Below are 25,022 nucleotides of genomic sequence, written 5' to 3' on the forward strand. Positions count from 1 at the left end.
TCATGGAACTCGTCATAGCTTTCATCATCGTTCTCCTCATACCCGTCAATACTTCCGTCTGTGGTATCAAGCTCGTAATCATAACCGCTCACCTCGTAGTTGTATGCTTTCCCGGCTTCCATGTCGTACCACTTGAAAGAGTCCTGGTATGAAAGGGTGTCTTCAGTGCCCAAGTCGCAGTCAATGTAGAATTTCTTGTCTTCCAACGAATTACCATATATGTCAACGAAACTCCTTGAATGGTGGCAGTCATAGCCCACTTGCTTGTAACCATCTATGTAACCCCCAATTATCAATGCGTTCACCAAGGCACGTTTCAATACGTCGTCCTGATTTGTGGAATATTGTCTTTCAGCAAGTCTCCAGATTTTGTTTGTTCCTTCCTCATAAACCTTGTTGAAGATTACACATCTCGCTATGATTTTTCCATCTTCGTTCTTCAAATAGGCGGCACTTGCATCAACCGAATCACTGTAAAAGTAATGGTATCCCTTGTCTGTCATGCAGCTGTAGAAGTCTCCATCGCATTCACCGGAGTCATAGATGTCGCTGAAATTGTCATCCACGAATAAGCGGTTTTCCTTCGGTTGTGATGAAAGGGAAAAAGCCTGCCAGTCCTGTGTGAAGCATTCCTGCAAATAGATGATTACGCTCTCCGGTAATGTCTTTCCGAAAGAGGTTTCCATGATTAAATGGCGTATGAACTTCCCTGCCTTCATCTTGAACACTTTTCCTCCATTGTCGTGGTTGATGTACCTTACAGCCTTTGAATCACCGTCTTCACATATCCCGTTGTACTTGTCGGTTTCATATTTGCCTGAACGGAAGGTATAGTTAATCAGGTTTACTTCATATTGTAAGCCATCATCCTCGCCTGAATCCATTATCTTTTCGAACATTATTTTCTTCATGTCTGCCATGTTGGTGATGTTGAGAAGCGAGAAATTGTTGGTTCTTATAGCTTTCCTTAGTAAGTTCCTGTCCTTTATGAAGTCGAGCAGTATCCTGTTCCTTCTTGTTTTCTTTCCATTGTCATGCTCGATAAAGCCGAACCTGCAACAAAAGCCTCCGTATCCGTCGAAATTGTAGTATAACATAGTCGTTCTGTTTTTAATGGTTAAACTTGAAATTGGTAAAACGAAAAAAGGCAGGACACTCCACTATTCTTTTGTTGTTCAGTGAAATGCCCCGCCCTTGATTTGTGGGTTATGTTTGTCTTTCTTCTTATACAGCAATAAGCAAGCTGCCCGAAACGTTTGAAGTCCTCTCGTATGGTGAAAAGTCAAGTCCTGGATGGTCTGCCTTGAATTTATTGGCGTTGAATGATAGCCTTGTAGTCGGAAGTTTTCTCGTCAACCGCATTGTTCCTGTATCCCATGTTTTCACACCCATGCTTTCCATATCCTCCAAGATTTCAGACTTGATTTCGCTTAGTCTTGCCTCTGTTTCGTTCTTGGTTTGGATTAGCTGTCTGATGTAGTTCTCCTGTTCCCTGTACTTTTCGGGGATGGAATAAGGGTTTATGAACTGTTTTCCTTGCAGGTCTGTATCAAGAAGCTCCTTGCAGATGTCACTTGGTATCCTTTCCACCGGCATGATATTTCTTATATGGTCGAATGTTCCGTCCTGCTTGGGTTTGTTCCTAATATGGAGTATGAACAGATTACCGACCTTTGCGTCCTTGTTCTGCAGCTCGAAGAAATAGGCGTAGATGGATAGTTGCCACCTTGCCTTTTCCAACTTCTCCGGTGTCATTATTCCGTAAGTCTTGATGTCACCCAAAGAAAAAGTATCATCGGAACTTCTGTAAACCTTGTCTATGTTGCTTGCCCACTTCTCCCCGTCTGTAACTGTGTATTCAGATCTTTCATGAACGAGGTTGTTTTCTTGGCACAAACTGATATAATCCTGAACTTCCTGTGTCCCGTCGTTTATCCAGCTTGAATCAAAAAGCTCTATACTCTCATGAACCTCTGTACCATATCTTGCAGCTTCTTTTAATGCTTCTTCGGGTACATTATTGAACTCATCAGGGAACAATTGCCTTTGTAGCATTCCCGTAATTCCCGACAGCTGTCTGTTTCCCAGCCAATACTCGTGACGCTCCTTGTTGAAAAGAACGCCGCTGTCTTTCAATTCAATCCTTGTCGTTTTCATTGTCGTTTTCATTGTTATTGATTTTAGTTGTTGTTTTACTTGATTTTTCATTATTAATTTTTAATTTAAATCTTATGCTGCTTTCAACTGGTTCTTTCTTTGAGTGAACATGGCCTTTATTTCAGCATTACCCTCAACCTCGTTTTGGTGCTGTCTGTAAAGGTTCATGAGCGAGGTGTTGTCGTTACATAAAGAAAGAGCAGTCCTTATCCCCGAATACTTGTCTGCTTGTTGTTGGGATGTTGCGGTCGGAGTAGTAACCGTTGTTCTTGTCCTTTTAGGCTGTTGTTTCCTTTGTAGATTGTTCTCAGCCACAAGGTTCTCTTCATTTGACAAATCTTCCCCGGCATAGACATAAAGTCCCAATCCGAACATGGCCAAGTTTTTAACCAGGCACCTCATTATAGCCTTGTTTATATCGAACATAGTAGCTGCTTGTACCGTCTTTTCTACGTAGGTTTTCTTATAGCTGTCATAAACTTGGTAGGTGTATGCTTGTTCCTTCATAGCCTTGTTCTTTACATCCATCACAGGCAGCCACATCTCGTAAGTTTGGTTGTCCGCCGTAACCTCGGTATATACCATTATTCCTATCTCCGGGTCGTTGAAGTAAGGAAGGTTTGTTTCCGGGTTCTTTATGATTCTATATTCAGCGTTCGGATAGGCACGCTTAAATTCAGCCCAAGCGTTTGCCCATGAAAGATAGCTTAACTTGTCGTTGTCTCGTCTCTCTAACTTATCCGAGAGGTCAAGCGAGTAAAGGGCGTCAAACATTACCGCCCTTCTTTCTTCTTCCGTAATGTCTTTCGGAAGGTTCGGTCTTTGGAATTTTGCCATAATCGTTGGTGTTTTAAGATTGTTGTTGATTTCGTTTCAATTCACTCACACAAAAAAGGAGACACACAAAATCATATTCTTTTTGAAATTGTGTATCTCCTTAAATTTTGTTTGTTGGCTTGTTGTCAGTTGATGAACCAAGAATAACCTTCGGTGTCAGTGCCTTCAATAGCCTTTTGTATTCCCATTGAAAAGTCGGTGCAGTTCTGGTTTCTGTCCAAGAACTTGTCGATGTAGGTCTGCTTCACGGCTTCATTGGCCAGTTGCAGGAAGTTCCAGCAGGTTATGTCTTGGCCAATCCTCTTGCCGAAGTTATCGTTTGTCACGTAGTTCTTGACCATTGCGTTCACGGTCGAGTCGCCGAGGGTAAGCGGTGGAAGTTCTTTTTGTGTGTTTGTTGGCAGTGCCTGGTAGAGCCTCATGCGGCCTATGATTTTGCAGAAAAGCTCTTCGGATATTGGCGTGTCATGCAAGTTCTCCAATCGTTGCAGTGTCTCGTCCATCCTTGGCTCAAAGCCGTTGTAAAGCTCTAGGGTCTTTTGCATGATGTCAGCTTCGGTCATACACTCGATGCTCCCTGAGTTTCCGTCACAGGTGAGCATTAGGTTTGAACACACCTTTACCTGCCAGCCGACAAATACCTTGAACTTCATGGGTGACCTCCTGCTGTACAGCTTGTCCTCGTTGTAAGCCCTGACTCCTCCTATGCAGAGGTTCACCGTCTGTCCGTTGATTTCCCTTGCCAAGTCCAATACGTGGCAGACAAAGGCCATGCGCTGGTAGAACACCGTCTTTTCGCTTTCCAATAATTCATAAGCCTTCTTGTGCTGGGCTGATGGAACACGGCCAATAATCGGATGGCTAACCCTGCATTCAACGGGTGTAAGTTCTCCAAATACATTGTTTGCAACCTTTGTTACAGCCCCGATGAAGTTCTGGTGTGATATTGTAAGGCTGTTGTCAGAAAAAGTCGGGATTATGTTCTTTTCCGTCAGGTCTTTCAAAGTGATTGCCTGGGTATTTGATTCGATGAAGTTGGGATGCCTTTCTTCCGTAGCTTTATCTTGTTCTTTTACAATTACCTTACGTTCAATAGGCAAGGTCATTGTTTCTTGTTGCATTGCGTTTGTTCTTTCCATATCGTTTGTTGTTTGATTGTTTGACACTAAGTGGTTTTCACCCGATGTTGAAAAAATAAAGAACCGGACGTTGGGGCATTTTAATTGTCATAGCCTTGATATCCGGTCGGTTTGCTGCGTGGTCATTGATTGGAACAATGCTGCATGATGTCTTGTTTCCTTTTGTCTTTTCCATGTTCATAAGTTTTAAGAGTTGAAAAAACTTATGGCGGCTTCCGGGATTCAAAAAGTTTCCCAAAAACCACCATTAATTTCCTTATTCCCTTCAAGAGCGTAGCAAGGCCCTCAAGGAAATTAACCAGAACGTCGAGGTCTTTTTCGCTAAGCACTCTCAACGTCGTTTGTGTCAACCGCCGAGCCTGAAACTCCCGCAGTCTTCTTGTTGCACTTGCCGATGAGGTTCTTGCCTAACTCAAAGGCCTCGATTAAAGTCACGGTTACTACCAATACTTTGTAACCCGTCTTCAAAATGTTCTTGATTTCCATAAAATGTTTTTCTTTTGATTGTTAATAATGTTGTTTCCTAATACACAAATAAGGCTTTCGGGGTTTTGCAGACGGAAGAAATTTAAAGGTAAAAAGGTAAAAAAGTAAAAAGGTAAAACACTGGTGAGGAGGTAAGAAAGTGAGAAGGTGAGAAAGCGAAAAACAAAAAAGCCGGAACATCCTGCTCTTCGCAAGACATCCCGGACTTCCATTTTCAGGTTCACCACGCTTCATTAAACTGCGCATAAGGCAAAGATATTCCGCTATGGGTCGTCACCAAAGGCCATCGACTTGCCGCCTTTCCAATTCCGCAACCTTTTCCACAGGTTCTTCACTTGTGGCGTCTCCTGCCTGATTTTTGCCTGACCTATAAACTTATTCTTCATTTCATAAGCCGGGCGATAATCCGATTTCAACCGTTTGCATGGGCCGTCGGATAAGGGTTGTCTCTCGAACTTCACCCTCATTGTTAAGGCTTTCGGGGTTTCTCAGGCTTCATCAATGGGATGGAAGAAAAAGCCTTGAATTGCAAAAGGTACTGAATCGCATTGTAAAAGGTGGTATATTGGAACGCAAAAAGGCACATATTGGAAGGTGATTTACGGCCTTTTGTATATTATATCATAAATTATTGACTGACAGGATATTACACGTAAGCATAAAGAAAGACTCCGACAAAGATTGTTTTAATATCAATGCCAAAGACACGATACATGAAACGGAGGCTTATTCCACGGTAAACTCGGCCAAAGGTATGCTGTAACCCAGCTCAGGCCAAGCTACATGTAAACCGTCACTATGGGCGTATTTTACTATCATAAGCCGTTGCGCCGGACTTATCTCGGCAATAAATCCGTATCTGTCAACAGGCAGCCGGTAAACGCTCGTCCGCCCGCCATGCTCTATGCTGAGCGTAAGCATGGTCTTGCTTACCGACACGTCGGTTACGAGGTAAGAGCTTGTCATGTCGCTGATGCCTGAAAACATCTCTTTAGCCTGATTGAACACATCGGCACCTTGACTTTCATCCCAGTTTTTTAAGACTCTCGCCCATACTTTCGCATCCTTTCCTTCGGGGGCTTCAAAGTTTACCATGCACAGTGTTTCGGGCAAATTGAACACATCACCCGTATCGGGATTAGCTTCAAAGCGAAACTCGTGCCGCTCTTCGTTGTACTCATAAAGATAAAAGCCCCAGTTGCACCGGTCTCCTGTTCCACGGCAGACTTGCAGCACTGGCTGGTCTGTGTCATCGTCCACGGCCCAAAAATTCATACAAAAAACGTCTTCAAGCATGAACGTAAGCGTGTCACGACCCGACAGGAGGCGCAACGCAAGGTAATAACCTCCCGTCATGCGGCCGTAGCTTTGCTCCACAAGCAACCACACCTCATGCCCTTCCCCGTAGCTTTCACCAGGCTTGAGCCAATAGCTACGCTTGCCAAAGCCGAACACCTGCAACGCTTTCATCGCCTTGTTCTTAAAGCCGCTCTCGGCATAATTTCGGAAAAGCACCACACAACAGTTTACTACGCCAAACAAATTCTCGGCCGCAGCGAGGCTCATCAGACTACAGGCGGCATCATGCGCATCACTTTTTTCAGGATACATAGACAGCAGCAGCCCGTCAAGTTCTTTCAAGACACGGCGCAGAGCGTGGGCGGGACCTTCTGTGTAAACGTCTGTCCGCTTGGCGCGAAGATACGTCAAGGCCACAATTCCCCAATACACGTCAGGCTCATCCGTCTTCAGGTCAATAAGCACGGGCATCGTCTCGGCCTTGAACTTGGGCGAAAACCATTCATAGTCGTCTGCCGTGAGCGACATTACAAGATTTTCGACCCACTCGGGGTGTTTTCGGTTCATCTCTCCGACCAGCTTATCATAAAAATAATCCAGCCCGTAAAATGTTCGTGCGAGTATGTACATTCCCTCGTCCTTAAGTCCGAACCGCGTGCGCACCAGCGTCCAGATTTTATCTACGGTGTCAGCCTTCACCCCTCCGTTCATCAAACGGTAAACAGCCATCTTCCCCCGATAGCCCAGTTCTTTTGCCAAAGCAGACGGCGACGGAGCGAAAGCCCTGCCGGCCACCAAACACTGCAATATCTCAAGTTTTTCGTCCATTCGAGTATCAATTCACACTTGTTTCGGTACTATTTGCCGAGCATTATTCCAAATGTATCAGCTTTATAGGGCAAAAGTAAAAGATTATCCGTAAATTCGCAAAAATAACATGAATCGATACAAATATTCCCATAAAAAGAGCGTCATGTCCGGGTAAAATTCGTATCTTTGAATAAGTTAGGCTGCATCTCGTAAATGAAAATAAAAGTAAGATTTTATTTTGCATTTATCTCGATTTGCACTATTTTTGCGATGTCGGGCGGGAGAAATCGCCTGACTTTCAAGGAAAGCGTTTTTGCTTTCGTCCTAAGGAACGAAATCGCCAAAATCAAGAACCGGAAGGATGAAAGGGCATGGCGCTCATCCGTTTTTGCGTATGCACGTACAGCCTATGCTGTATCCGCATATCAAGACGGCATGGGAGTATTGTTACCTGTTCATTTCTGGTTGGGCGTTTGGCGATGCCTGTTTCTTGATGAGCGGCAACAAGTCCTCACGCCTTTTCCTTTACATTAAATCTAATGCCGACTTCGGGGGACTTATAGGCAAGAAAAACTATAAGGAGAATAATATTATGCCCCAAACTGAAAAAACACTAACATCCATTTTTGAAAGTAATAAGTTGGTTTTGAAAGGTAAGTTGGAAGGACTAAATCTCCCTTCTGATTCTCAGAAGATACAAACAATCATCAATGACTACCTGAATGAAATGTTTGATAATGACGGGGAATTCAGATTGCATCTGACTCAAGCTGAAGACTATATCTTGCAAGCCGCCCTGTCGTTGTTAAACGCGCAACAGGCCATGGTTAAAGAAACTATGCCACAAGTTTCCACATCCAAACCTAAATTGGAACAGATACATAAACAAAATGAAGGTTTGACAAAAGAAAAATATCCATACACACTGGGCGGAACAGCCATTGGCAGCAGTGTTGGCGGATTAATATTCGGAACGTGGGGTGCTGTATTCGGCGCGATAGCTGGTACGGCGATAGTTCTTTATTATGCGTCAAGCCATAATACCGCATCGACTCCAAAGATGGAAGAACAACCCTTACTGCAATCAAAACTAAATGTAGATGTGTTCTTGAACATAGTAGGAAACATTTGCAGCAGTGTGGATTCGCTTATCGAAACATTCAGGGCGCAGATAAACCGTGTAGTAAATAAATACGAGAGTCAAGAGAAGCCAACGCTGGAAAAAGAATACCGATTCTTGCTTGAAAGCGTACAATCACTTGTTGGTTATAAACGTGCTCACAACGAAGATGAAAAGTTTACTCGCAAAATACAGGAACGTATAGAAGACATGGCAGAGTCTTTGGAAAACTATAATCTTGAAATTGTAAATTACACAGAAAATCATAGTAATTGGTTTGATGTAATTGAGAATCCAAACGTGCAAACTACTTCTCAAGTATTGCCGGCAATAGTGAAAAATGGAAATGTTGTATTGAAAGGAAGGGTTTTCATTCCATAATAAAAAACAAAATAGTCATGAACATAGGAGATATTGTTATGAGCGTGGCAGAACATCACATGCGAGAATACATTTTAAAGATAATAGAAGAATGTTCCTCTGAACACAATATCAATGAAAGTTGTTCAGTCGGTTACGTTGCATTAAATCAACGAAAATTAAAATGTGCTTTGCTTTCGATATTCGACTCGTCTTGTGGCTTGAATAAAGTTGAGTTTACATCTTCCACACCAATTCGCAAAGTAATTGATGTTATTATAAAAAATATGCCTGTTGATGCGAAAAAAAATGGAACAGACAAAAATATTGGCGAACACTCTATGAATGATATGTTAGAAATGTTCGGGAATGTTTTTGGAGAACTTCAGCATAACTCCAAGCAAAAAAACGATGAGGCAGCTTGCACAAAGACCACACTTCAAAATGATAATGCACCTCACACATTTTTACAAGCCCAAACAACACCCTCAAAATCATTAGTTATGAATAATACTGATAAAAACAAAATAGAATATGTCATAGGCATAGACTTAGGACACGGTGAAACCTCCGCAGCAATATGTGCATTGCAATGGGATAAGTCTGTTGAGCAATTAGAGCCAGCAAAAGATTTGGAGATGGGAGGCAATAAGAAAGTCATACCATCAGCCATTACCATATTGGATAATGGAAATGCTTACATCGGAGATTCGGCGTTCAATCCTGAAATCCTGAAACAAGCCAATGTCAATGTTTGTTTCAAGAAGGCTCCCAAAGATATAAACGGGGTATCGGAACAGTTGATGATAAGGTTTATGCAAGAAGTTTATCGCCGAATAAGAGAGAATAATTCTGCAATGTTGACAGATGACAACCATTTGGTTTACATTGCAACTCCGTCAGGTTGGGATAAAGAGACTCAAGACTTATATTTGCTAATGGCAAAACAAGCGGGACTTCCTGTCGCAGGAGTAACCAAAGAGTCAAGAGCAGCCTTTGTGCGTGCCCAACACGACGTAACGTCTGGCATTGGAAAATATATAGAGAAAGGTGCTGTCGTATTTGACATGGGGTCAAGTACTTTGGACTTTACGTTTATGAGAGCGAATAGTAAACTTATTGACAATGGATATGATTGCGGCGCATCGTTTATTGAGAAGACCATCTTCAAAGACTGTGAAGAAAACAATCCCGTTATACGCAAATTTGAGGAGAAATATGGCAAATTAACGTCATATTTATTGTTTGAAGCAAGAAAAGTGAAGGAACAAGTCTATTTTGACCCTTCATTAAAAGTAAAGAAGACTATAAACTTTGAGGACTTCATTGACGATGAAGACTTTGAAGATGACCGTTATAAAATGGTTTACAAACCTGGCGAATTGGATGATTTGTTGGAAAAAGTCGGTTACATTAAAGAAATAGAAAACGCAGCCATTGATTTTGCCAACAACCATATCCATCATTCAACAATCTATGGAGTCTTCCTTACAGGTGGAGCTTCACGTATGGACTTTATCAAACCATTGGTCAGCAGGTGCTGGAATGTACCCGAATCACAAATATACCGTGACCAAGACCCATCTTTGACAATATCACAAGGTGTGGCAGAAGTTGCACGTATGGACTTACGCACAGAAGGGATGGATACTGGTTTGGAAGATGAAATAAACAGTATTATCGCCAACGACACCGTATTTTATTGTTTTTCAGACATACTTGGTGATAAGTTAAAAGATGACATAACAACGGTTATTGCAAATGTAATTACTGCGTTTAAAGACGATAAGGAAGATTGGACGCTTTATGAATTACGACAAACAATAACCCAATATGTCAATGATGATGTGAAAACGGTACTTGCAGAAGCTCCACAAATGTTAAATGACGCAATTGAAGATACGACGCAAGAGGTCAGGAATAAGGTAAGTCTCATTATTGCAAACTATTCAAATCAAGGTGTAAATGTTACGATGCCACAATTGGCTGTCGGCAATATTGACATCAATGGCATTAACCTTGACTCTGTGATTGAATCTATATCTGAAACCATTGAAGTAGAAAGTTCGAATTGGCTTAAATATGTTTTGATGGGAGCAGGTGCCATATTCGGCTTCATCGGTATGGGGATAGGATATTTAGCAGGCAAAATCTTCGGTGAGAAAGAAATGTCAGAGGCGGAAAAGCGAGACAAAGCCATGTCCAAATCTCTTGACTCTGATGAACGAGAACAGGTTTATGATGCCTTGGCTGAAAAATGGGACGACATTGTTGAAAACATAAACAACGCAATTGACAAATCTATCGCAAAAAACAACAAAATGCACCAAACTATCAAACAAGCAACAAACAAATTGCTTGAAGATTACAAAAAAGCATTGAAGAACGCCAGAATCTTAATAGATTAAACTATGGATAGACAATTAAAGACAATAGAACCCGCCGCAAAAGTATTGGCTGCTACAGCATTGTCGCAGTCACTATCTTTTTGCATGGAACGTAAATACTTGGAAAAGATATGTGACAAAAGCATCAACGAAATATTTCAGATAGAGGCAATACCAAATACATTGAAAGAGGAAGCAACATGGATTGAGATAAAGCAAATAGGGAAACCGCTTGAAGATTCAGCCGAAAGCTGTTTTACAGCCATCCAAAAAATTCTCTATTCATGTTTCCTTCCCAAAGAGACACAATTGCTATTCTTGATTACCGGAAACGGCATTGAGAATAATTTGTATCTTGGATTGCGTGTAACAGGAGGTGGAATACGATCAAAAAGTATTGTAAAATACCTGAATGAATTTATAAAAGGAACGTGGCCCGGATTACAGACACAGGTAATCAATGAAAACGACAGCTCTTTGGAAGATTTCAAGAAAGATGTAGTCAATGATGTGTTTGAAAACATCTATGCCTTGACTGGTATCCCGTCGATGGAAGGACAATATAAAAACCTATACCCGGCAACCATTGACAAGCTTATGGCAGGAATGAGCAGGAGTAAGCATTATGCATATTTAGTGGTTGCCGACCCAATCGAGAATAATGATACCGAATACATGCTTTACCAATGTCGGGAAATGAACGGACAGGCAGAATCATTAAAATCGATAAACGTTACAGAAGGATTGACTCTTGGAAGCTCGGATACGCATACGACGTCAAATTCTATTTCTAAAACCATAAGTGAGAATTTCACAAAAAAGGACTTCTCAAAATTGGGAAAGGTTGCATTGTCAGCAACAGGTCTTGGACTGGCTGCATCGGTATTTCCTGCTGCGGGAAAGATTCTTGACGGCCTTAGTGACACGGCTGGCGCTTTGCTGCCAGAAGCTGCCAGTATGTTGGGAGCAACGATAGGTCTTTCCGGACTTGGAAATATGTTGACGAATGCAGCTCCCACAAAACAAACAGGAACATCTGATACGACAAGCAAATCAGAGAGCGATGCGCATTCAACAAGCGAAAGCCAGTCACAAAGTATGAGCCGAAACATTGTGAACAAGCATATTGAGTCTGTATCGGAACATTTGTTCTATCAGTCAAAACGAATGGAAACAGGCAAGGCGATAGGTCTATGGAAGGTTGGAGTGTACCTGATGGCGGAAAAGAAATCAGACATTCAAGGTGCGGCTTTGCAATTACGTTCCATATTAAGTGGGCAAGAGTCTATCTTTGAGCCAATCCGCATTCATGACATTACGGGTATTATGGATGAAGAAGACAAAAGCGGAAAGACTATAAGAGAAATGAGCTTGGCGCAACTAACAGCTCCAACACTTATGGTTAATATGAAAAACGGGAAACGCTTTGAACATCCCTTGGGAGAACATTACAAAGAGCTTAAAACCGTACTTACAACGAAAGAACTTTCATATATTGTCAATTTTCCACTTCGCTCTGTGCCGGGCATCAGTGTCATAGACAGCTCACCAGAATTTAGTTTGAACCACATAGAAATGGATAAAGGAATGAAGACGATAGATTTCGGCAAACTCCTATACGGTGGTTCTGAAACGGAAATATCTTACAAACTCCCTGTAGACTTATTTGCCAAACACACGTTGCTGTCTGGAATAAATGGGACGGGAAAGACGAATACCGTGCAGGCAATATTGAACAAAATGTCAGAAGACATACCCTTCCTGATTATCGAACCTGCAAAAACCGAGTATGTTGACTGGGCTATTGAATACAATAAAAAGCATAAAAACAATCCGATTACAATATTCATTCCCGGATGTAAGTCGTACAAGGACAAGACTACAGGAGAAAGTGTTCCTGTAAGTCGGCTGAAATTAAATCCGTTTGAGGTTATATGGCTCGATGGGAAACAAGCCCCCAACGTACTTACGCATATAGACAGATTGAAATCTACGTTTGCCGCAGCCTTTCCCATGTATGACATCTTGCCAGTATTAATGGAAGACCTAATTTACACGATATACCAGAACAAAACGACAAACTGGCTAAACAAAGAGCCTACCTACCGCCAAACACTTCCACCGACGCTGAACAGTATGAGCCTTGCGGTTGATGCTGTGATAGGGAACAGACAATATGAGGAGCGTGTGGAACGCAACATGAAAGCCTGCCTTAACACACGCATAGACAGCCTGAAGCGTGGATGGAAAGGTGAAATGCTGAACACGGTGCATTCTACACCGTGGGAAGAATTGTTTGAAAGGCCTTGTGTAATAAATTTATCATACGTAGGCGATGATGTGGACAAGTCTTTCTTCATGGCTCTCATTCTTCAATTTTTATATGAGTACCGCACTGCGAAAGCTGAAATTGGGCAAGTGGACTTTAACGACAATGGCTGCAAGCATCTTACGGTAATAGAAGAAGCGCATAGGGTTATGATGAGATGTGACAATCCTGAAATGCCACAATATAAGTCGGCCATGATGTTCAGCAATATGCTTTCTGAAATCCGCGCATACGGCGAAGGAATGTTCTTGGTCGACCAAGTGCCCACACGTTTGATACCTGACGCAATTAAGAATACGAACATAAAGATAACCCATCGTTTGGTAGCTGAGGACGATTGCAAAGCCATTGGCGAATCAATGGGAATAAGCGAAGAACAGAGGAAAATCATACCGACGCTTATGGTAGGACAGTGTATTGTGTCAACCTCGATGTCGCCAGACAAGCATTGGGTGAAAGTAAACAAAGTGAAATAAATCATACCCGACGGAATCACGTAGAAATCAGATTCATTCTTAAAGGACCACATTTTAGCTTACAAAAGCTATCTTTTCGTATTATAAAAGACGGCCTTGGGGAATATAAAAGGCGACATATTAGGAAGTACCTGATTTTAAAGCATTTACAATAAACGCTCATGATTTCTCATCGTTCCGTAGGGCTTGAACTGAAAACATTTATTGCGTATGTTGGAAGAATATGATGAAATAGGCAGGTTAGATGATGCCAAAGGAATTGAAGAGCCAACGAAGCTGAGTCAACTTCAATCAGAATACTTGAAAGAACTTGACATTCCATCTGATGTTTGGAATGAAATGCCAAGGGAATGTCAGGCTGAACATATCGGCTCAATCAAAAATCGCTTTGACGAAATCAATATACCTACAAGTATAGACAGGGAAAGTGCCGTCAAAGATTTGTTCTCCCATGAAATAGCGGAAACGTACAAACAGATAGAAGCATCGCATGATTTCATCCAAATAGAACAAGTTTCTGATGTGCTGGCCGATTGCAAGGAGCTGGACCACGGCAAGTGGCAACAACTGGAAATGTCCGAGAAGGAATATGTATTGAATGACCTGGAGCATAAAATCGCCGAAATAGAACATAGACCACCGTGCCCCGTAAGGATTGTGAATTTGCCACATCGTACTTTTGGAGGTTATAATCCCGAAACAAAAACAATAGACATAAACAGTATTTATGTCAAGATGTCTGACGTTGACAAGAGGCAGTTCCGTGAAGTGATTGACACGTTGATACATGAAGGCAGACACGCTTATCAAGATTACAACGTTAACGTTTGCGAAGTGCATCCTCGACACAGCGAAGTGATAAGTTGGGCTGAAACAATGGAAGGCGGGAAATGGGGCTATCACGGGGATGTAAGCACCAAGTTAGGGCAACGACTTTACGAACAACAATCGATAGAAATAGACGCGCGCAACTTTGCTGCTGACGTATTGGATAAATTTGAACAAAAGCAAACGGTATGATGGAAAAGGAACAAATATACAACGTATTGACAGAAAGGGGGTACGACGGTAAGTCGGCCAATGTCATAATACCCGAATTGCAGGTTTTAACACCCCCTCTCGATACATATTTTGAACAATGGGTAAGTAACGAATCAAACACTCATGATTATGTTTCGAGTGGATATTCCATAAAAAAGCTCATGGAAGAACGTGGCATGACGTATCCTGCGGCACTGCTGACTATGGATTGGCTTATTAAAGAGCCTGAAGCTGCGATGGGAAGTTTAAACAGAGGTGTAAGATAAAAACTATTTACAATGTCAACATTCCTATTAACTGCAAAGATGAACATTCCGTTAAACAGTGGAATGAGAATAGAAAAAGGGCAAGTGTTTGAAGTCAATCTGCCATTCGGGCATCTGCCTTTTGATTCCATTGACAGCAAAAGTCGTGTAACAAAAATTTTGGAACTGCAAGGTTTTGATGTTTGTGGCCATGAAAGCATATTGAGTGGTGGCTTCTTTGATTTTAAAAAGTTATAGAACGGTTAATACTTTTAAATTCTTATGGAAAAAGAATGTATTTTACTTGAAATCAACGAATGTGGCCGTGGCTTCAGTTATACGTCAAGCGTTGAGTCTGCCTTGTCACAAGCAGAACAGGAAATAAAGCATCTTGACGAAACAATTGAATCTGTCAAAACGTTAAAACCAGATTGCGATGCTATTGATTATGCTTTAGCCGCAAGCTCTGGGGCTTTGTGTGGGTTGTTAGACGTTTTTTTGATAGGCAAACCTGGTGAATCTCCTCTTGGCGACATTACCGATAAATGGTTTGAAAACCGTACTTGTGATTTTGCAAGGATTTGCGGCTGGAAAGGCAATGACGAGAATCCGACAAAATCGGCTATCGGCTTCTTGGAAAGAACCTTCAAAGTTCCTTACGACCAAAGAGGATGTGGGGATTCTGGCAGTATGGTGTTTGGATTAAATCCATCAAACCATCATTTCAAATCATTGGCACATAATCCAAGTTTACTCGGACTTTTCTTTTCTATACTTGACCAATTTACAAACTCTTCGCATTTTGTAACAAATGGTGAATTGATAGAATTAGTTGAAGCCGATGGTAAGTTTCAACTACGTGGAACAAATGTTTTTGGAAAGCTGTGGTGCGGATTTGCCAATTGGATAGGTCACTTAATGTCTGACGTAAGTGGAGCATCAGGCAGCATTACACGTGGAACAGGGATCCCGTCGCCATTATGGACTTGGACTAACAGTATAATTGCAATAAAGGCGAAACTTCATATTCCTACAAACCAGTTTGACAAAGATATAAATGATTTGGCGTTAAATCTGTTCAATGAAGGATATGACATCCGTTTTCAAACAGCTCAGGCAATACCTGTATTGATAAATGAACTTGTTGTAAGGCTTTTATACGCAATCAGGCGGATGATGAAATATTATAGCCAAACGGAAAAGGAATGCCGTTCTTTTAAAGATTTGCGGAATGCATGTGAACCTTTCAAAAATGCGACCGTAAAGAGAATGTTGACCGTTGCACACGGAACTTTCTGCTTAATAGACATAGGTGATGCCACTGTGCGTGGCTTTGCAACTGGTGGAGGTTCATTTAATCCCGTAGAATTTTTCTTGCGTTTGAATATTATCGGAGTAGGCAGACTTACAATTTCATTATACGGTGAAACAAAACGTGAGATAAACTATTACAAAGCAAAAAAAGATGCGGATTTTGCAAAAAGAGAAAAAACAATCATTGAATATTACATTGAAGGTCTTAATATTTTGAAGGAAAAGTATGACGACAAAGAATATCTCTCGTTTGTTGAAGACCTGAGAAATAATGAATATATAAAAGCCTTTGTCAAAACTATTGAACTTGCAAGGAAAAGGAACGTTCCTCCAACAAAAATATTGACAACAAAAATAGACATTGATAATTATTTTAACCCCCAAAAATAAAATACTATGAGTAAAGAAAAAACAAAATTGCAGATTGAAAGCGAGAAAGTGGAAGTATTGGTCAATCAGACAAATACTAAAATTATCGAGCTTGGAGGGCACAGCCAACATCTTTATGGAGCTTTGGATTTAATCCAATCATTGTTTGACAAGATTAGAAATGTTCCAAGCGACAGACAAAAAGAATATGAGGAAATAAAGCAAATACGCCTTACATGGAAACAACAAGTGGACAAGATTGAAAATGATTATGAAACGGCAACGAAAGTTCACACAGGCGGCGGTATTGCAGGAGCTGGCTTAGGCGTTGGAGTTGCAATGCTCGGACCTACAGCAGCTATGGGTGTTGCAACCACCTTTGGAGTGGCATCTACCGGTACGGCTATTTCCACTCTTAGCGGTGCCGCTGCCACAAACGCAGCCTTGGCATGGTTAGGTGGTGGAACATTGGCTGCCGGTGGAGGCGGTATGGCTGGCGGAAGCGCACTTCTTGCACTTGCAGGGCCTATCGGATGGACGCTCGCAGGCATTGCAATCATAGGCAGTGGGCTGTTAATGTGGAAAGCTAAAAGTGATAAAGAAAGGCTTGAAAATGTTTTCCTTTTAATAAGTAAACGCGACCAAACATCATACAAAGAAGCCATTGTAGAATTAAACGAACGCATAAGTAGAATCATCAATGAAACACAAATGCTGAATGCAGCCATGATAAATATAGTGACATTCGGTACAGATTACAACAAGATGACAGAAGAACAACAATACACCTTAGGCTCATATGTAAATCTGATGAATTCTTCGACACAATTATTGGTTAATCCTATTATGGGGCTACAACCCAAATTCTCTGAAGAAGATTTCAACAGATTCAAATCTCGTTTTTATCCTTGCACTGACATCAGGTTGTATTGCGAAAAGAATAAAGACCTCATTATATATATCGCTAACCTTTTGTACAAAATAACTACAGATGAGACAGACCGCAAACTTTTGGCAAAATCATTTAAGAAGAACAAAGAGTTTATTGAAAAGATGAAAATAGATAAAAATAATATTGACTTAGAGCTTTTCAACGTAGTTGACAGAATATTGAAATTCACATATACATATCATAAAAAATCATAGACAAAATGTCATTTGTGGATATTTAGTATTTTTCAAAAATATGATGGACTATCTCAGGCGAATAATAACATTATGTAGAACTATCCAAAGCCCATTTTAGGGGCAAGCTGTTTTAATACATTTTACAGATTAGTTCTTTTCCTGAATATCAGGAACTTCTTAGTTTGATAATATTTTGAATCGCATTTTATTTGCCTGATAGTTTTTGAAAAAATTATAAAAGATAAAATTATATGTTTTTTAATATGTTTAAATATAAAAACAATGTTCCATGATTAGAGGAAAGATGATTTTCATTTGCACTAAGTGCAAGAAGATATTTATTGCCCCAGACATCGAATACTGCGCCTCAGTGCTTTCCGTACCTATGCCATGCCCACGTTGCGACAGCATTAGAACAATGCCGTTGAGCCTTTTCTACTTTTCACAATTATCCATATACAAGAAAATTTGGGAGCAGATGGAGGAGAACAGGGAAAAACGGGAACAAAAGAATAACAGAGAATAATAGTGTACAGGCAAATGCGTGTTGTTATTCAATATTTCAAAACAACAATCAAATCAACACATTATGGAAAATCTTACTGAACAAGTTGCTAAACTGCTTGATGAAATGGAGTTTAGCTACGATTTTGACGATGAACAGAACGGTTTCTTTTTAGAATTTCGCATGGACAATACGGATGTTGACATTATTATTATCGCCGATGATGAGGCAAAGTGTCTTTACAACAGAACCAACCTTACGCTCACCCTGCCTGACGATAGCATTACGGCCGTGTTGTATAAAATCAACGAAATACACAACCAGTCGTTCAGTCAAGCCCACATCTACATTGATGAAGACAACAAGAAGTTGACAGCACAGACCGTAATAGACATTCCTGAAAGTGGAATTGTCGATGATGATATTTTTAAATACTTCTTATCCTCAGCCCCACAGTTGCTTGATGATAATTTCAACGACATCATGAGTGTCGCTTTCGGTCAGAAACATGACACTTCAAAATAAAGCGTTACGGGATTATGAAAAATCTTAAGGAACAAGTAGCTGAACTGCTCGACAACATGAAGGTTCACTACAAAGTAAACGAAAATAAATGCCGCTTTGAGCTTGATATTCCGACAGACAATGCAGATGTCGCAATAAACATCTTTTATGACGAACAGAACGACGGCCTGTATAACCTCAGTTGTCTGACGTTCAACCTGCCGAAAGAACGTACTACGGCACTGTTGCGTAAAATAAACGAAATCAATAACGCAACATTGTGCCCGGCGCACCTGTATCTCGACGATGACGGGAACCGGCTTGCGGCGCAATCAGTAATATACGTCACTGGAAGCGGAATAGACAAGGACATATTCCAAAGTTTCTTATTTGTTCCAGCTAATATGCTCGACGAAAACTTCAGCGAGATAATGAAGGTTGCGTTTGAAACTGAAACAGAAGACAAGTTGGAAACTAAAGAAGAATAATATAATATAACAATCGACCCGTCGACGGAATTATTTTTAGGCAGCAGGGTGATGATTACTGTTTCCAACTGTGTCCTTTCAGCCTTCAAAAGATGTTTTTTTACCCTTTGAAAGGTTACCTTTCACGCTATAAAAGGATGCCTTTTGCAAACTTGTTGGAAGCATGTGGAAACCGTAAGTAAAAGTCGGATAAATGCAACAAACCGAAAGAGTCTGACATAAAAGGTAAAAATCTATACAGTCAACAGGTATTAACCTTAAATATAAGAATTATGAAGATGTTTAAATTTATTTGTTTAAAGAAAGGGTAATACGAAACGGCAATAAAACCGCCGGCAATGAATTTTCTTAATTTAAATATAAAAAATATGATGACAGACGACAATCTTATACAGACGGGGGCAGCCGGAAAAGACTGTACCGAGGCGGAACACAAGCCTTACAACGAACGTGGACACGAGGCATTATGCCGAAACGATACGCCGAAAAACGATGAGCGGCGTAATGAAACGGCCGTTGATGAAGATGCACCAAACACCTTGGAGCGGAGAGAGGCTGACTTTTTGCAATTAGTAGAGAATGCACAAACGGCATTGGCAAATCAATACTGGGAATATTGCGAGTTTACCTACTGCTATGATGAAAACGAATGGAGCGTTTGAATCTACCGTGAAAAATGCCCCGAAGCCTTTTTCTGTGAATATTCCATGTTCTATCTTTTGATGTCTTACACCGACGTTGCGGGCGGTGCGGAATACCGCTGGATTCCGTATGCGGCAAGGGCGGCAAGCTATCTGCGTCGATTGCCTCGTAATATATGCAATGGCGAACTGGCATATTTCTATCTCAGGGTGGCAGAGTGGTACGATTGGGATGGAAATGACGACCAAACCTTGTGGCATAGGAAACGAGGTATAGCATATCAGTTGAAAGCAGGCGAAATGGTGTTGGATAACATAACGACGTTGCTGTGTGAAATGGAAGCGTCCGAAGTGTTAGATTTCTGCCTATACGTAATGAGCCATATCTGCGAACAGGGATGCTTCGGTGAGGATGAGTTTTATATCGGCTGGAACAGGGAGCATTACGTGCTTGTCGAATACATCCTGAAAGCTACAACAGAATGGATTGTGGATGATAAAGAACACTCTGTTTTCATTCGTTCGCTCATCCTTTTCCTAAAAGCAGTCTATTGGAAGCGGACACGACGTTTTGTCTTGGCAGAAACCGCATTTGAAGATTACTTGTCGTTGCCGGAATCAGAAGAAGACAACCGTTGCATCATTTCAGACACTGTTTATGCTTTGTTGGGAGAATGTTACTTGCATGATGGAGACAAGGGACGTGCTGAGGCGTCCTTCCAAAAGTTCCGGTCACGAGAAAATGTAAGGACTTTACCGCCAAACGAGGAACAGGCAGACGGTTGGAACCAAGACCTGTACGATGCCATTAGATTTTATTGTTGCCAAGATAATATGACAGCTCCCTACTTGGCTGAAGCCATAGACGCCTTTTTGACTCCGACTGAAAAGTATAACGAAGAATGAATTTGATCCAATTATTATTTAGATTAAATATTTGTTTCTAAGAAGCATTAGCCCCTTCAATTAATGCAGTTAAATCACAGCATTTATAAATATTAAAGAACGGCATAATTTTCACAAGTTGGACGCCAACATCTCATCCACCTCAATATTGATTACGGATGTTGCAACAATTATTTTGTTGTTCCTATATCAGAGAAGTATCACCTTTATGAGCTTTTATAGAAAATGGAAACATAAGAAGTTCTTTGGAAGAGTTCAAAACAGAACTATAAAATAATATTGACGGATACGCACTGGGATTAATTTCTCGGTGCGTTTTCTTTTTGTCCCTCTCTCAAATCGTCAAAACGCGCCTGTGAAGCCTTGAAATTCTAAATTGTGTAATAATAAGTCCGATGAAGCCTTAAATCGATAAAACACGCTTCAAAAAGACTGAAATTCTAATTTATGATAAGAAAAAAATAAGAGCATGAAAACATTTGACAACATGATATGTTTTTTTGAAAGATTAGAGGTCGTTAGTTGTGAAAATAAAAAGCTAAAAGTATGCTCATAGAAAATCTATTTTATACGCTTTCCAATGAAGTAAAGTACTTGGAAAACCGTCAGGACTGTGTTTCTCCTGATGTAATCGAAAGTAAAGGAAACACGGTGATTGTGCCGGATAAGTTCAAGGCTGACGTTGAAGCACTTGAAAGGTATATCGGGCGCAATCTTGAAAACGGACTCTGCATCAAGGTTGACTTGGCGGAGCTGTTGACCGTAATACCAAGAGAGAGGAAGAGAGCCGACGCCTATAACACATTGCGAAGGTTCTTGAAGAATGAGTTTGGTGTTGAATTAATAATAAACAAGAAATAACAGAACGATTATGAGTAAGAAAGTGTTTTTGGTTGGCAAGGTTCACGAGGTTGAGCCTGCCACAATTATGATTGTGCAATTTGGTATTCAGTGCGATTTGGACAGATTGACTGGTGAGCATAAAGTCGAGCTTGCGGCTAATATGGTTTCAGAAGATGAAATTGAGTTCACGTTCAGTCGCTCTTCATTGCAGAAACTTGTGGAGCCTGACATGATTAACACTGCTGACGCGGACATCATAACAGGCGAAGGGTTGGATGATTTCAGGATGCCTGAACCGATACCGCGCGCGCCGTTTGGAACGTGTTTCAACTGTTTCATCGACCAGCAGGAGTTCCTTGACTGCTACAAGAAGTCTGCGAGAGCTTTGAAAGCAAGCAGGATGAAGGACATCAAGTTGGAGATTACGCCTGAATTTGCCAAGTTGAAACTGGCATATTAAGACAGTAACAACCCTAAGCAACTCATGCCGTCAGGAAACACAAGACCTGACGGCACTTCTTTTTCCATACAACTTTATGTCTAAAAACGACGTAAAATGACAAAAATGGGGATTGAAAGGGTGTCAAAATCTTACTTATGAATAAACACGTAAAACTTAAATAACATGAAGAAAATTACAAGTTTAGAAAGAGTAAATTACACAAAGTCGAACATGGCTTATGTAACAGTTGAAGAGATTGTCAACTTAATCAGGACAGGCAATATGGTTTTGCATGACAATGAATTTGGAAACTACACTCTGAGACAAGCCATAGGGCATATCCGGAGTTTGAAAACACATGCAGAACAGCAGCAATGGAAATTGAGGCTGCTGCCCGCCGTGGCTTACAACGGCACATTCTCCGAAGTGAATAGGAACGGACTCATTCAATACTCGGACATCACAGCCTTGGACTTTGACGATATTCAAAACTATGATGAAATGGAGTATTTATGGCGCAGGCTGGTTGTCACCCCTTGCGTGTGTTGCGTCTTTGTAACTCCGGGCGGAAAGGGGTTGAAGGCTTTGGTGCTTCATGACAACACCGACCCGGCAAAGCATGGTGACTTGTACGACCAACTGTTGCGGAAGTTCAACGTGACGAGCAAGGACGAGGGCTGCAAGGACTTGGCAAGGAGAAACTATCTAAGCTATGATCCGGACATCTGGACTAATCCGAATCCCGTGCCTTTCCATTACGTACCTACAATAAAACCGATAATCCAAGTACAGCAAGTAAGGCAAGCACAACCTCAGAATCATTATGCTCAAACAGGAAAGACAATATCTGACAGGAGCATAATAAGCATAATGAACTCGGTATGGAAAAAGAACAATCCCGAATATTGGCAGGAAGGACACAGGGCTTGCAGTATCTTCTATTTGGCTTGTAAACTTTGCAGATGGGGTGTTGAAGAGGATTTGGCTTTGGAGTATTTTATCAAAGGCTGGGAAAGTGATACCATGACGGAAGATGAGATAACAGGTCATGTAACTAATGCTTACAAGACTGAGAAAGACAACTTTGGAACAGTTGAATTTACGTTTTACAAATAACATTACAAAAAACACTGCAAAGGATGAAACTCAAAGTAAACCGAAGGCAGGTATGTTATGTAATGGTAAAAAACAATAGGATAACCAACTCATGCGGCGTTGGCCTACATCTTACGAAAGAGAAAAGAAGTGCAGGATTTTTTCCATAAATTAGGGGTGATACTTATATATGCAGGATATTGGAAGAAAAAAGGTTGCATCCTGTTAACCATGAAATAGACTATGTGCAGCTTTTATGGATAGAACAAATATAAACACCAAGTCAAAATACAAGCCACAACATCCTTTTTCTTTCGTTTGAAGTAGGTTTGCGCCGCTTAAGCAAATGAATAATAAAAGTAAAACAACAATGCGTTCCGTTAACCTTGTAAATATTGGTGGAACGTACAATAATAACAATTTAAAAGATAGAAAAAATGGAAAAATATTATGATATGCCCAAAGGTTGCAGGTACATGAGTGAAGACCCAGACCTTCTTACTTACCTGGGACATTTCAACAAGTTCATACTCAACAAGACCGTTACAGGCTGTGGAGGTACGTCGTTGTTCTTGAATTCAAGTATCGACGTAGTAATAATATCCCCACGCTTGCAGGCTCTGAAGGACAAGCACGAACAGCATCCCGACACATTCCTTTTCCACTCTCCCTATACCAACAATGGGAAGACGGCGGAAGACATAAATAGGCTGATGTCTGATTTGAACAATTATATCAATAATCCTTTCAGCGTATATAACAAAGCCAAGATACTCGTAACGCTGGATTCTTGCGAAAAAGTAATTAACGTGCTAAACGACAACCGTGCTATTGACAGTTTCCTTTTCGTGGTTGACGAGTTCCAGTGCCTCATGGGTGACGCCACTTTCAAGGGAACAACCGACATGAACTTCCTCATCCGTCTTGACAGTGAGGCTAAAAACATCTGCTATCTCTCGGCGACACCGATACAAGACATATACCTCGATTCCGTTCCGCAGTTCAAGGGCCTTCCGTACATAAAGCTCGAATGGGACCCTAACGTACTTGAAGAACCAAACGTAAGGGAAATACAGATGAAGAAGGACGAGAGCGCGGAGAAAATCTGTGGCAGGTTGATAAAGGATTTCAGGGCTAACGGGTATTTTGCGAGGAAGGTTATAGACGGGCAGGTGGTTTATTCAACGGAAGCCTGCATATTTCTCAATGAAGTAAGGTCAATCATAAACATAATCGTGAAGAACAACCTTAAGCCCGACGAGGTCACGGTATTGTGCTCCGAAGGAAAAGTGTCAGGACTGCCAAAGGGCTTCAAGGCTGGAGGACTATGTACTGACAAGAACAATCCACGGAACAAGACATTCACGTTCTGTACCAAGGCTTCGTTTGAGGGAGTGGATTTTTACTCTACAAACGCCATGACCTTCGTATTCATCAACGCCGGAAAGGAATGGCAAACCTTGGACATAATGCTCGACATACCCCAGATACTCGGTAGGCAAAGGCTCGACATAAACCCTTTCCGGCACGATGCGGTCATATATTACAAGACAAAGCCCGACTACCTTCCGGAACAAGAATTCAGGTTGCAGCAAGAATCGATGGAACTTGAAACAGAGCGGTTTATCAACGACTTCAACAACGCTCCTGACACGATACGGGAAAGGCTGATAAAATTAGTCCGTGACAGGGCTGAAGACAAGAAGTTCGTTGACGATTATGTTGACGTATTGCAGGTAAACGGCAAGCAGACCCTCGGAATAAACACTCTAGTACAGGTGGCCAAATGGAACCAATGGATGCAACGCAGTCACTATTACTCCCATTCCTGCAAACTGACGACAAGCATACAGTCAGCCATAACAATGAACGTAAAACCGCAGGAGGTGAAGGAATTTGAGGCATGGTATTACGCGGCAAAAGGTAATGACAGGCTCAAAGGTTATTCGGATTTCCGTAACACATACCCTTGTTTTGACCTGCTCATCCTGCAAAACCCGTTCATCGACATACGCTATCATTCATACTTGAGTTCGGGATAAGGCACCATTAAAAGAGTTGCAGTTGCGCAGTTTTTTCAATGTGTACAGGCAAGGCCTCA

At 41.3% G+C, this 25,022-nt stretch carries 25 protein-coding genes; 17 read left to right on the forward strand and 8 right to left on the reverse strand.

All coding sequences use genetic code 11. The annotated features are described in order from the left end of the window. The 8 genes from H6A34_RS08225 to H6A34_RS08255 form a co-directional block, all read right to left on the reverse strand. Window positions 1–1,097, reverse strand: a 1,097-nt coding sequence (locus H6A34_RS08225; protein WP_205104806.1) for a hypothetical protein, incomplete at its 3' end; no start/stop codon positions are given. Window positions 1,098–1,224: 127 nt separating this feature from the next. Next, window positions 1,225–2,169: a hypothetical protein gene (locus tag H6A34_RS08230; protein ID WP_239480811.1), complete on the reverse strand. Its 945-nt coding sequence runs from the start codon at window positions 2,167–2,169 to the stop codon at window positions 1,225–1,227. A gap of 60 nt (window positions 2,170–2,229) precedes the next feature. Further along, a complete protein-coding gene (locus tag H6A34_RS08235) occupies window positions 2,230–2,994 on the reverse strand; it encodes a Sak single strand annealing protein (protein ID WP_205104807.1) in 765 nt (254 codons plus the stop codon). A 125-nt stretch (window positions 2,995–3,119) separates the two neighbouring features. Beyond that, window positions 3,120–4,133, reverse strand: coding sequence for a DUF3871 family protein (locus tag H6A34_RS08240; RefSeq protein WP_205104808.1), 1,014 nt, complete (start codon window positions 4,131–4,133; stop codon window positions 3,120–3,122). Window positions 4,134–4,170: 37 nt separating this feature from the next. Then, complete coding sequence (locus H6A34_RS08245; protein WP_205104809.1) at window positions 4,171–4,308, reverse strand: hypothetical protein; 138 nt, start codon at window positions 4,306–4,308, stop codon at window positions 4,171–4,173. Between the two features lie 146 nt (window positions 4,309–4,454). After that, window positions 4,455–4,619: a hypothetical protein gene (locus H6A34_RS08250; protein WP_205104810.1), complete on the reverse strand. Its 165-nt coding sequence runs from the start codon at window positions 4,617–4,619 to the stop codon at window positions 4,455–4,457. Window positions 4,620–4,882: 263 nt separating this feature from the next. Then, window positions 4,883–5,005 carry a hypothetical protein gene (locus H6A34_RS15195; RefSeq protein ID WP_262896358.1) on the reverse strand — a complete coding sequence of 41 codons (123 nt, stop codon included), beginning with the start codon at window positions 5,003–5,005 and terminating at the stop codon, window positions 4,883–4,885. Between the two features lie 340 nt (window positions 5,006–5,345). Then, entirely contained in the window at window positions 5,346–6,746 is a 1,401-nt protein-coding gene (locus H6A34_RS08255) for a hypothetical protein (RefSeq protein ID WP_205104811.1), read from the reverse strand. 343 nt (window positions 6,747–7,089) lie between these two features. On the opposite strand from H6A34_RS08255, the gene H6A34_RS08260 reads away from it, so the two are divergent. The 17 genes from H6A34_RS08260 (at window position 7,090) to H6A34_RS08340 (ending at window position 24,963) form a co-directional block, all read left to right on the forward strand. After that, on the forward strand, window positions 7,090–8,229 hold the full coding sequence (locus H6A34_RS08260) for a hypothetical protein (protein WP_205104813.1): 1,140 nt from the start codon (window positions 7,090–7,092) through the stop codon (window positions 8,227–8,229). A gap of 17 nt (window positions 8,230–8,246) precedes the next feature. Further along, window positions 8,247–10,616: an Hsp70 family protein gene (locus H6A34_RS08265; RefSeq protein ID WP_239480812.1), complete on the forward strand. Its 2,370-nt coding sequence runs from the start codon at window positions 8,247–8,249 to the stop codon at window positions 10,614–10,616. 3 nt (window positions 10,617–10,619) lie between these two features. After that, the gene (locus H6A34_RS08270) at window positions 10,620–13,400 is read left to right on the forward strand and encodes an ATP-binding protein (RefSeq protein WP_239480813.1); all 2,781 of its coding nucleotides are present in this window, start codon (window positions 10,620–10,622) and stop codon (window positions 13,398–13,400) included. Window positions 13,401–13,610: 210 nt separating this feature from the next. Further along, window positions 13,611–14,420 carry a hypothetical protein gene (locus H6A34_RS08275; RefSeq protein ID WP_205104815.1) on the forward strand — a complete coding sequence of 270 codons (810 nt, stop codon included), beginning with the start codon at window positions 13,611–13,613 and terminating at the stop codon, window positions 14,418–14,420. Beyond that, entirely contained in the window at window positions 14,417–14,707 is a 291-nt protein-coding gene (locus tag H6A34_RS08280; protein WP_205104817.1) for a hypothetical protein, read from the forward strand. Before H6A34_RS08275 ends, H6A34_RS08280 begins: the two co-directional genes overlap by 4 nt. A 12-nt stretch (window positions 14,708–14,719) precedes the next feature. Beyond that, a complete protein-coding gene (locus H6A34_RS08285) occupies window positions 14,720–14,944 on the forward strand; it encodes a hypothetical protein (protein ID WP_205104818.1) in 225 nt (74 codons plus the stop codon). A 24-nt stretch (window positions 14,945–14,968) separates the two neighbouring features. Further along, window positions 14,969–16,390: a hypothetical protein gene (locus H6A34_RS08290; RefSeq protein ID WP_205104820.1), complete on the forward strand. Its 1,422-nt coding sequence runs from the start codon at window positions 14,969–14,971 to the stop codon at window positions 16,388–16,390. A 6-nt stretch (window positions 16,391–16,396) separates the two neighbouring features. Next, a complete protein-coding gene (locus H6A34_RS08295; RefSeq protein WP_205104822.1) occupies window positions 16,397–17,515 on the forward strand; it encodes a hypothetical protein in 1,119 nt (372 codons plus the stop codon). A 271-nt stretch (window positions 17,516–17,786) separates the two neighbouring features. Continuing rightward, the gene (locus H6A34_RS08300) at window positions 17,787–18,023 is read left to right on the forward strand and encodes a hypothetical protein (RefSeq protein WP_205104824.1); all 237 of its coding nucleotides are present in this window, start codon (window positions 17,787–17,789) and stop codon (window positions 18,021–18,023) included. A 63-nt stretch (window positions 18,024–18,086) separates the two neighbouring features. Continuing rightward, a complete protein-coding gene (locus tag H6A34_RS08305; protein WP_205104825.1) occupies window positions 18,087–18,527 on the forward strand; it encodes a YbjN domain-containing protein in 441 nt (146 codons plus the stop codon). Between the two features lie 14 nt (window positions 18,528–18,541). Next, window positions 18,542–18,994 (forward strand): YbjN domain-containing protein, encoded by a 453-nt coding sequence (locus H6A34_RS08310; RefSeq protein WP_205104826.1) that lies wholly within the window; start codon window positions 18,542–18,544, stop codon window positions 18,992–18,994. Window positions 18,995–19,362: 368 nt separating this feature from the next. After that, window positions 19,363–19,656, forward strand: coding sequence for a hypothetical protein (locus H6A34_RS08315; RefSeq protein WP_205104827.1), 294 nt, complete (start codon window positions 19,363–19,365; stop codon window positions 19,654–19,656). A 45-nt stretch (window positions 19,657–19,701) separates the two neighbouring features. Continuing rightward, complete coding sequence (locus H6A34_RS08320; RefSeq protein ID WP_205104828.1) at window positions 19,702–20,541, forward strand: hypothetical protein; 840 nt, start codon at window positions 19,702–19,704, stop codon at window positions 20,539–20,541. Window positions 20,542–21,087: 546 nt separating this feature from the next. After that, entirely contained in the window at window positions 21,088–21,402 is a 315-nt protein-coding gene (locus H6A34_RS08325; RefSeq protein ID WP_205104829.1) for a hypothetical protein, read from the forward strand. Window positions 21,403–21,412: 10 nt separating this feature from the next. After that, complete coding sequence (locus H6A34_RS08330; protein ID WP_205104830.1) at window positions 21,413–21,844, forward strand: hypothetical protein; 432 nt, start codon at window positions 21,413–21,415, stop codon at window positions 21,842–21,844. 165 nt (window positions 21,845–22,009) lie between these two features. Next, the gene (locus H6A34_RS08335; RefSeq protein WP_205104831.1) at window positions 22,010–22,942 is read left to right on the forward strand and encodes a BT4734/BF3469 family protein; all 933 of its coding nucleotides are present in this window, start codon (window positions 22,010–22,012) and stop codon (window positions 22,940–22,942) included. 416 nt (window positions 22,943–23,358) lie between these two features. After that, window positions 23,359–24,963 carry a DEAD/DEAH box helicase family protein gene (locus H6A34_RS08340; protein WP_205104833.1) on the forward strand — a complete coding sequence of 535 codons (1,605 nt, stop codon included), beginning with the start codon at window positions 23,359–23,361 and terminating at the stop codon, window positions 24,961–24,963. The last annotated feature ends 59 nt before the right edge of the window (window positions 24,964–25,022 follow it).

This window comes from Marseilla massiliensis (assembly GCF_016899855.1).
GTDB lineage: Bacteria > Bacteroidota > Bacteroidia > Bacteroidales > Bacteroidaceae > Prevotella.

Coding starts and splice junctions, on each gene's coding strand:
- H6A34_RS08315 (WP_205104827.1), top strand. CDS start 19,363: ATGATGACAGACGACAATCTTATACAGACGGGGGCAGCCGGAAAAGAC.
- H6A34_RS08230 (WP_239480811.1), bottom strand. CDS start 2,169: ATGAAAACGACAATGAAAACGACAAGGATTGAATTGAAAGACAGCGGC.
- H6A34_RS08340 (WP_205104833.1), top strand. CDS start 23,359: ATGGAAAAATATTATGATATGCCCAAAGGTTGCAGGTACATGAGTGAA.
- H6A34_RS08310 (WP_205104826.1), top strand. CDS start 18,542: ATGAAAAATCTTAAGGAACAAGTAGCTGAACTGCTCGACAACATGAAG.
- H6A34_RS08260 (WP_205104813.1), top strand. CDS start 7,090: ATGAAAGGGCATGGCGCTCATCCGTTTTTGCGTATGCACGTACAGCCT.
- H6A34_RS08300 (WP_205104824.1), top strand. CDS start 17,787: ATGATTAGAGGAAAGATGATTTTCATTTGCACTAAGTGCAAGAAGATA.
- H6A34_RS08330 (WP_205104830.1), top strand. CDS start 21,413: ATGAGTAAGAAAGTGTTTTTGGTTGGCAAGGTTCACGAGGTTGAGCCT.
- H6A34_RS08290 (WP_205104820.1), top strand. CDS start 14,969: ATGGAAAAAGAATGTATTTTACTTGAAATCAACGAATGTGGCCGTGGC.
- H6A34_RS08285 (WP_205104818.1), top strand. CDS start 14,720: ATGTCAACATTCCTATTAACTGCAAAGATGAACATTCCGTTAAACAGT.
- H6A34_RS08320 (WP_205104828.1), top strand. CDS start 19,702: ATGTTCTATCTTTTGATGTCTTACACCGACGTTGCGGGCGGTGCGGAA.
- H6A34_RS08305 (WP_205104825.1), top strand. CDS start 18,087: ATGGAAAATCTTACTGAACAAGTTGCTAAACTGCTTGATGAAATGGAG.
- H6A34_RS15195 (WP_262896358.1), bottom strand. CDS start 5,005: ATGAAGAATAAGTTTATAGGTCAGGCAAAAATCAGGCAGGAGACGCCA.
- H6A34_RS08280 (WP_205104817.1), top strand. CDS start 14,417: ATGATGGAAAAGGAACAAATATACAACGTATTGACAGAAAGGGGGTAC.
- H6A34_RS08235 (WP_205104807.1), bottom strand. CDS start 2,994: ATGGCAAAATTCCAAAGACCGAACCTTCCGAAAGACATTACGGAAGAA.
- H6A34_RS08335 (WP_205104831.1), top strand. CDS start 22,010: ATGAAGAAAATTACAAGTTTAGAAAGAGTAAATTACACAAAGTCGAAC.
- H6A34_RS08265 (WP_239480812.1), top strand. CDS start 8,247: ATGAACATAGGAGATATTGTTATGAGCGTGGCAGAACATCACATGCGA.
- H6A34_RS08250 (WP_205104810.1), bottom strand. CDS start 4,619: ATGGAAATCAAGAACATTTTGAAGACGGGTTACAAAGTATTGGTAGTA.
- H6A34_RS08245 (WP_205104809.1), bottom strand. CDS start 4,308: ATGGAAAAGACAAAAGGAAACAAGACATCATGCAGCATTGTTCCAATC.
- H6A34_RS08295 (WP_205104822.1), top strand. CDS start 16,397: ATGAGTAAAGAAAAAACAAAATTGCAGATTGAAAGCGAGAAAGTGGAA.
- H6A34_RS08270 (WP_239480813.1), top strand. CDS start 10,620: ATGGATAGACAATTAAAGACAATAGAACCCGCCGCAAAAGTATTGGCT.
- H6A34_RS08325 (WP_205104829.1), top strand. CDS start 21,088: ATGCTCATAGAAAATCTATTTTATACGCTTTCCAATGAAGTAAAGTAC.
- H6A34_RS08240 (WP_205104808.1), bottom strand. CDS start 4,133: ATGGAAAGAACAAACGCAATGCAACAAGAAACAATGACCTTGCCTATT.
- H6A34_RS08275 (WP_205104815.1), top strand. CDS start 13,611: ATGTTGGAAGAATATGATGAAATAGGCAGGTTAGATGATGCCAAAGGA.
- H6A34_RS08255 (WP_205104811.1), bottom strand. CDS start 6,746: ATGGACGAAAAACTTGAGATATTGCAGTGTTTGGTGGCCGGCAGGGCT.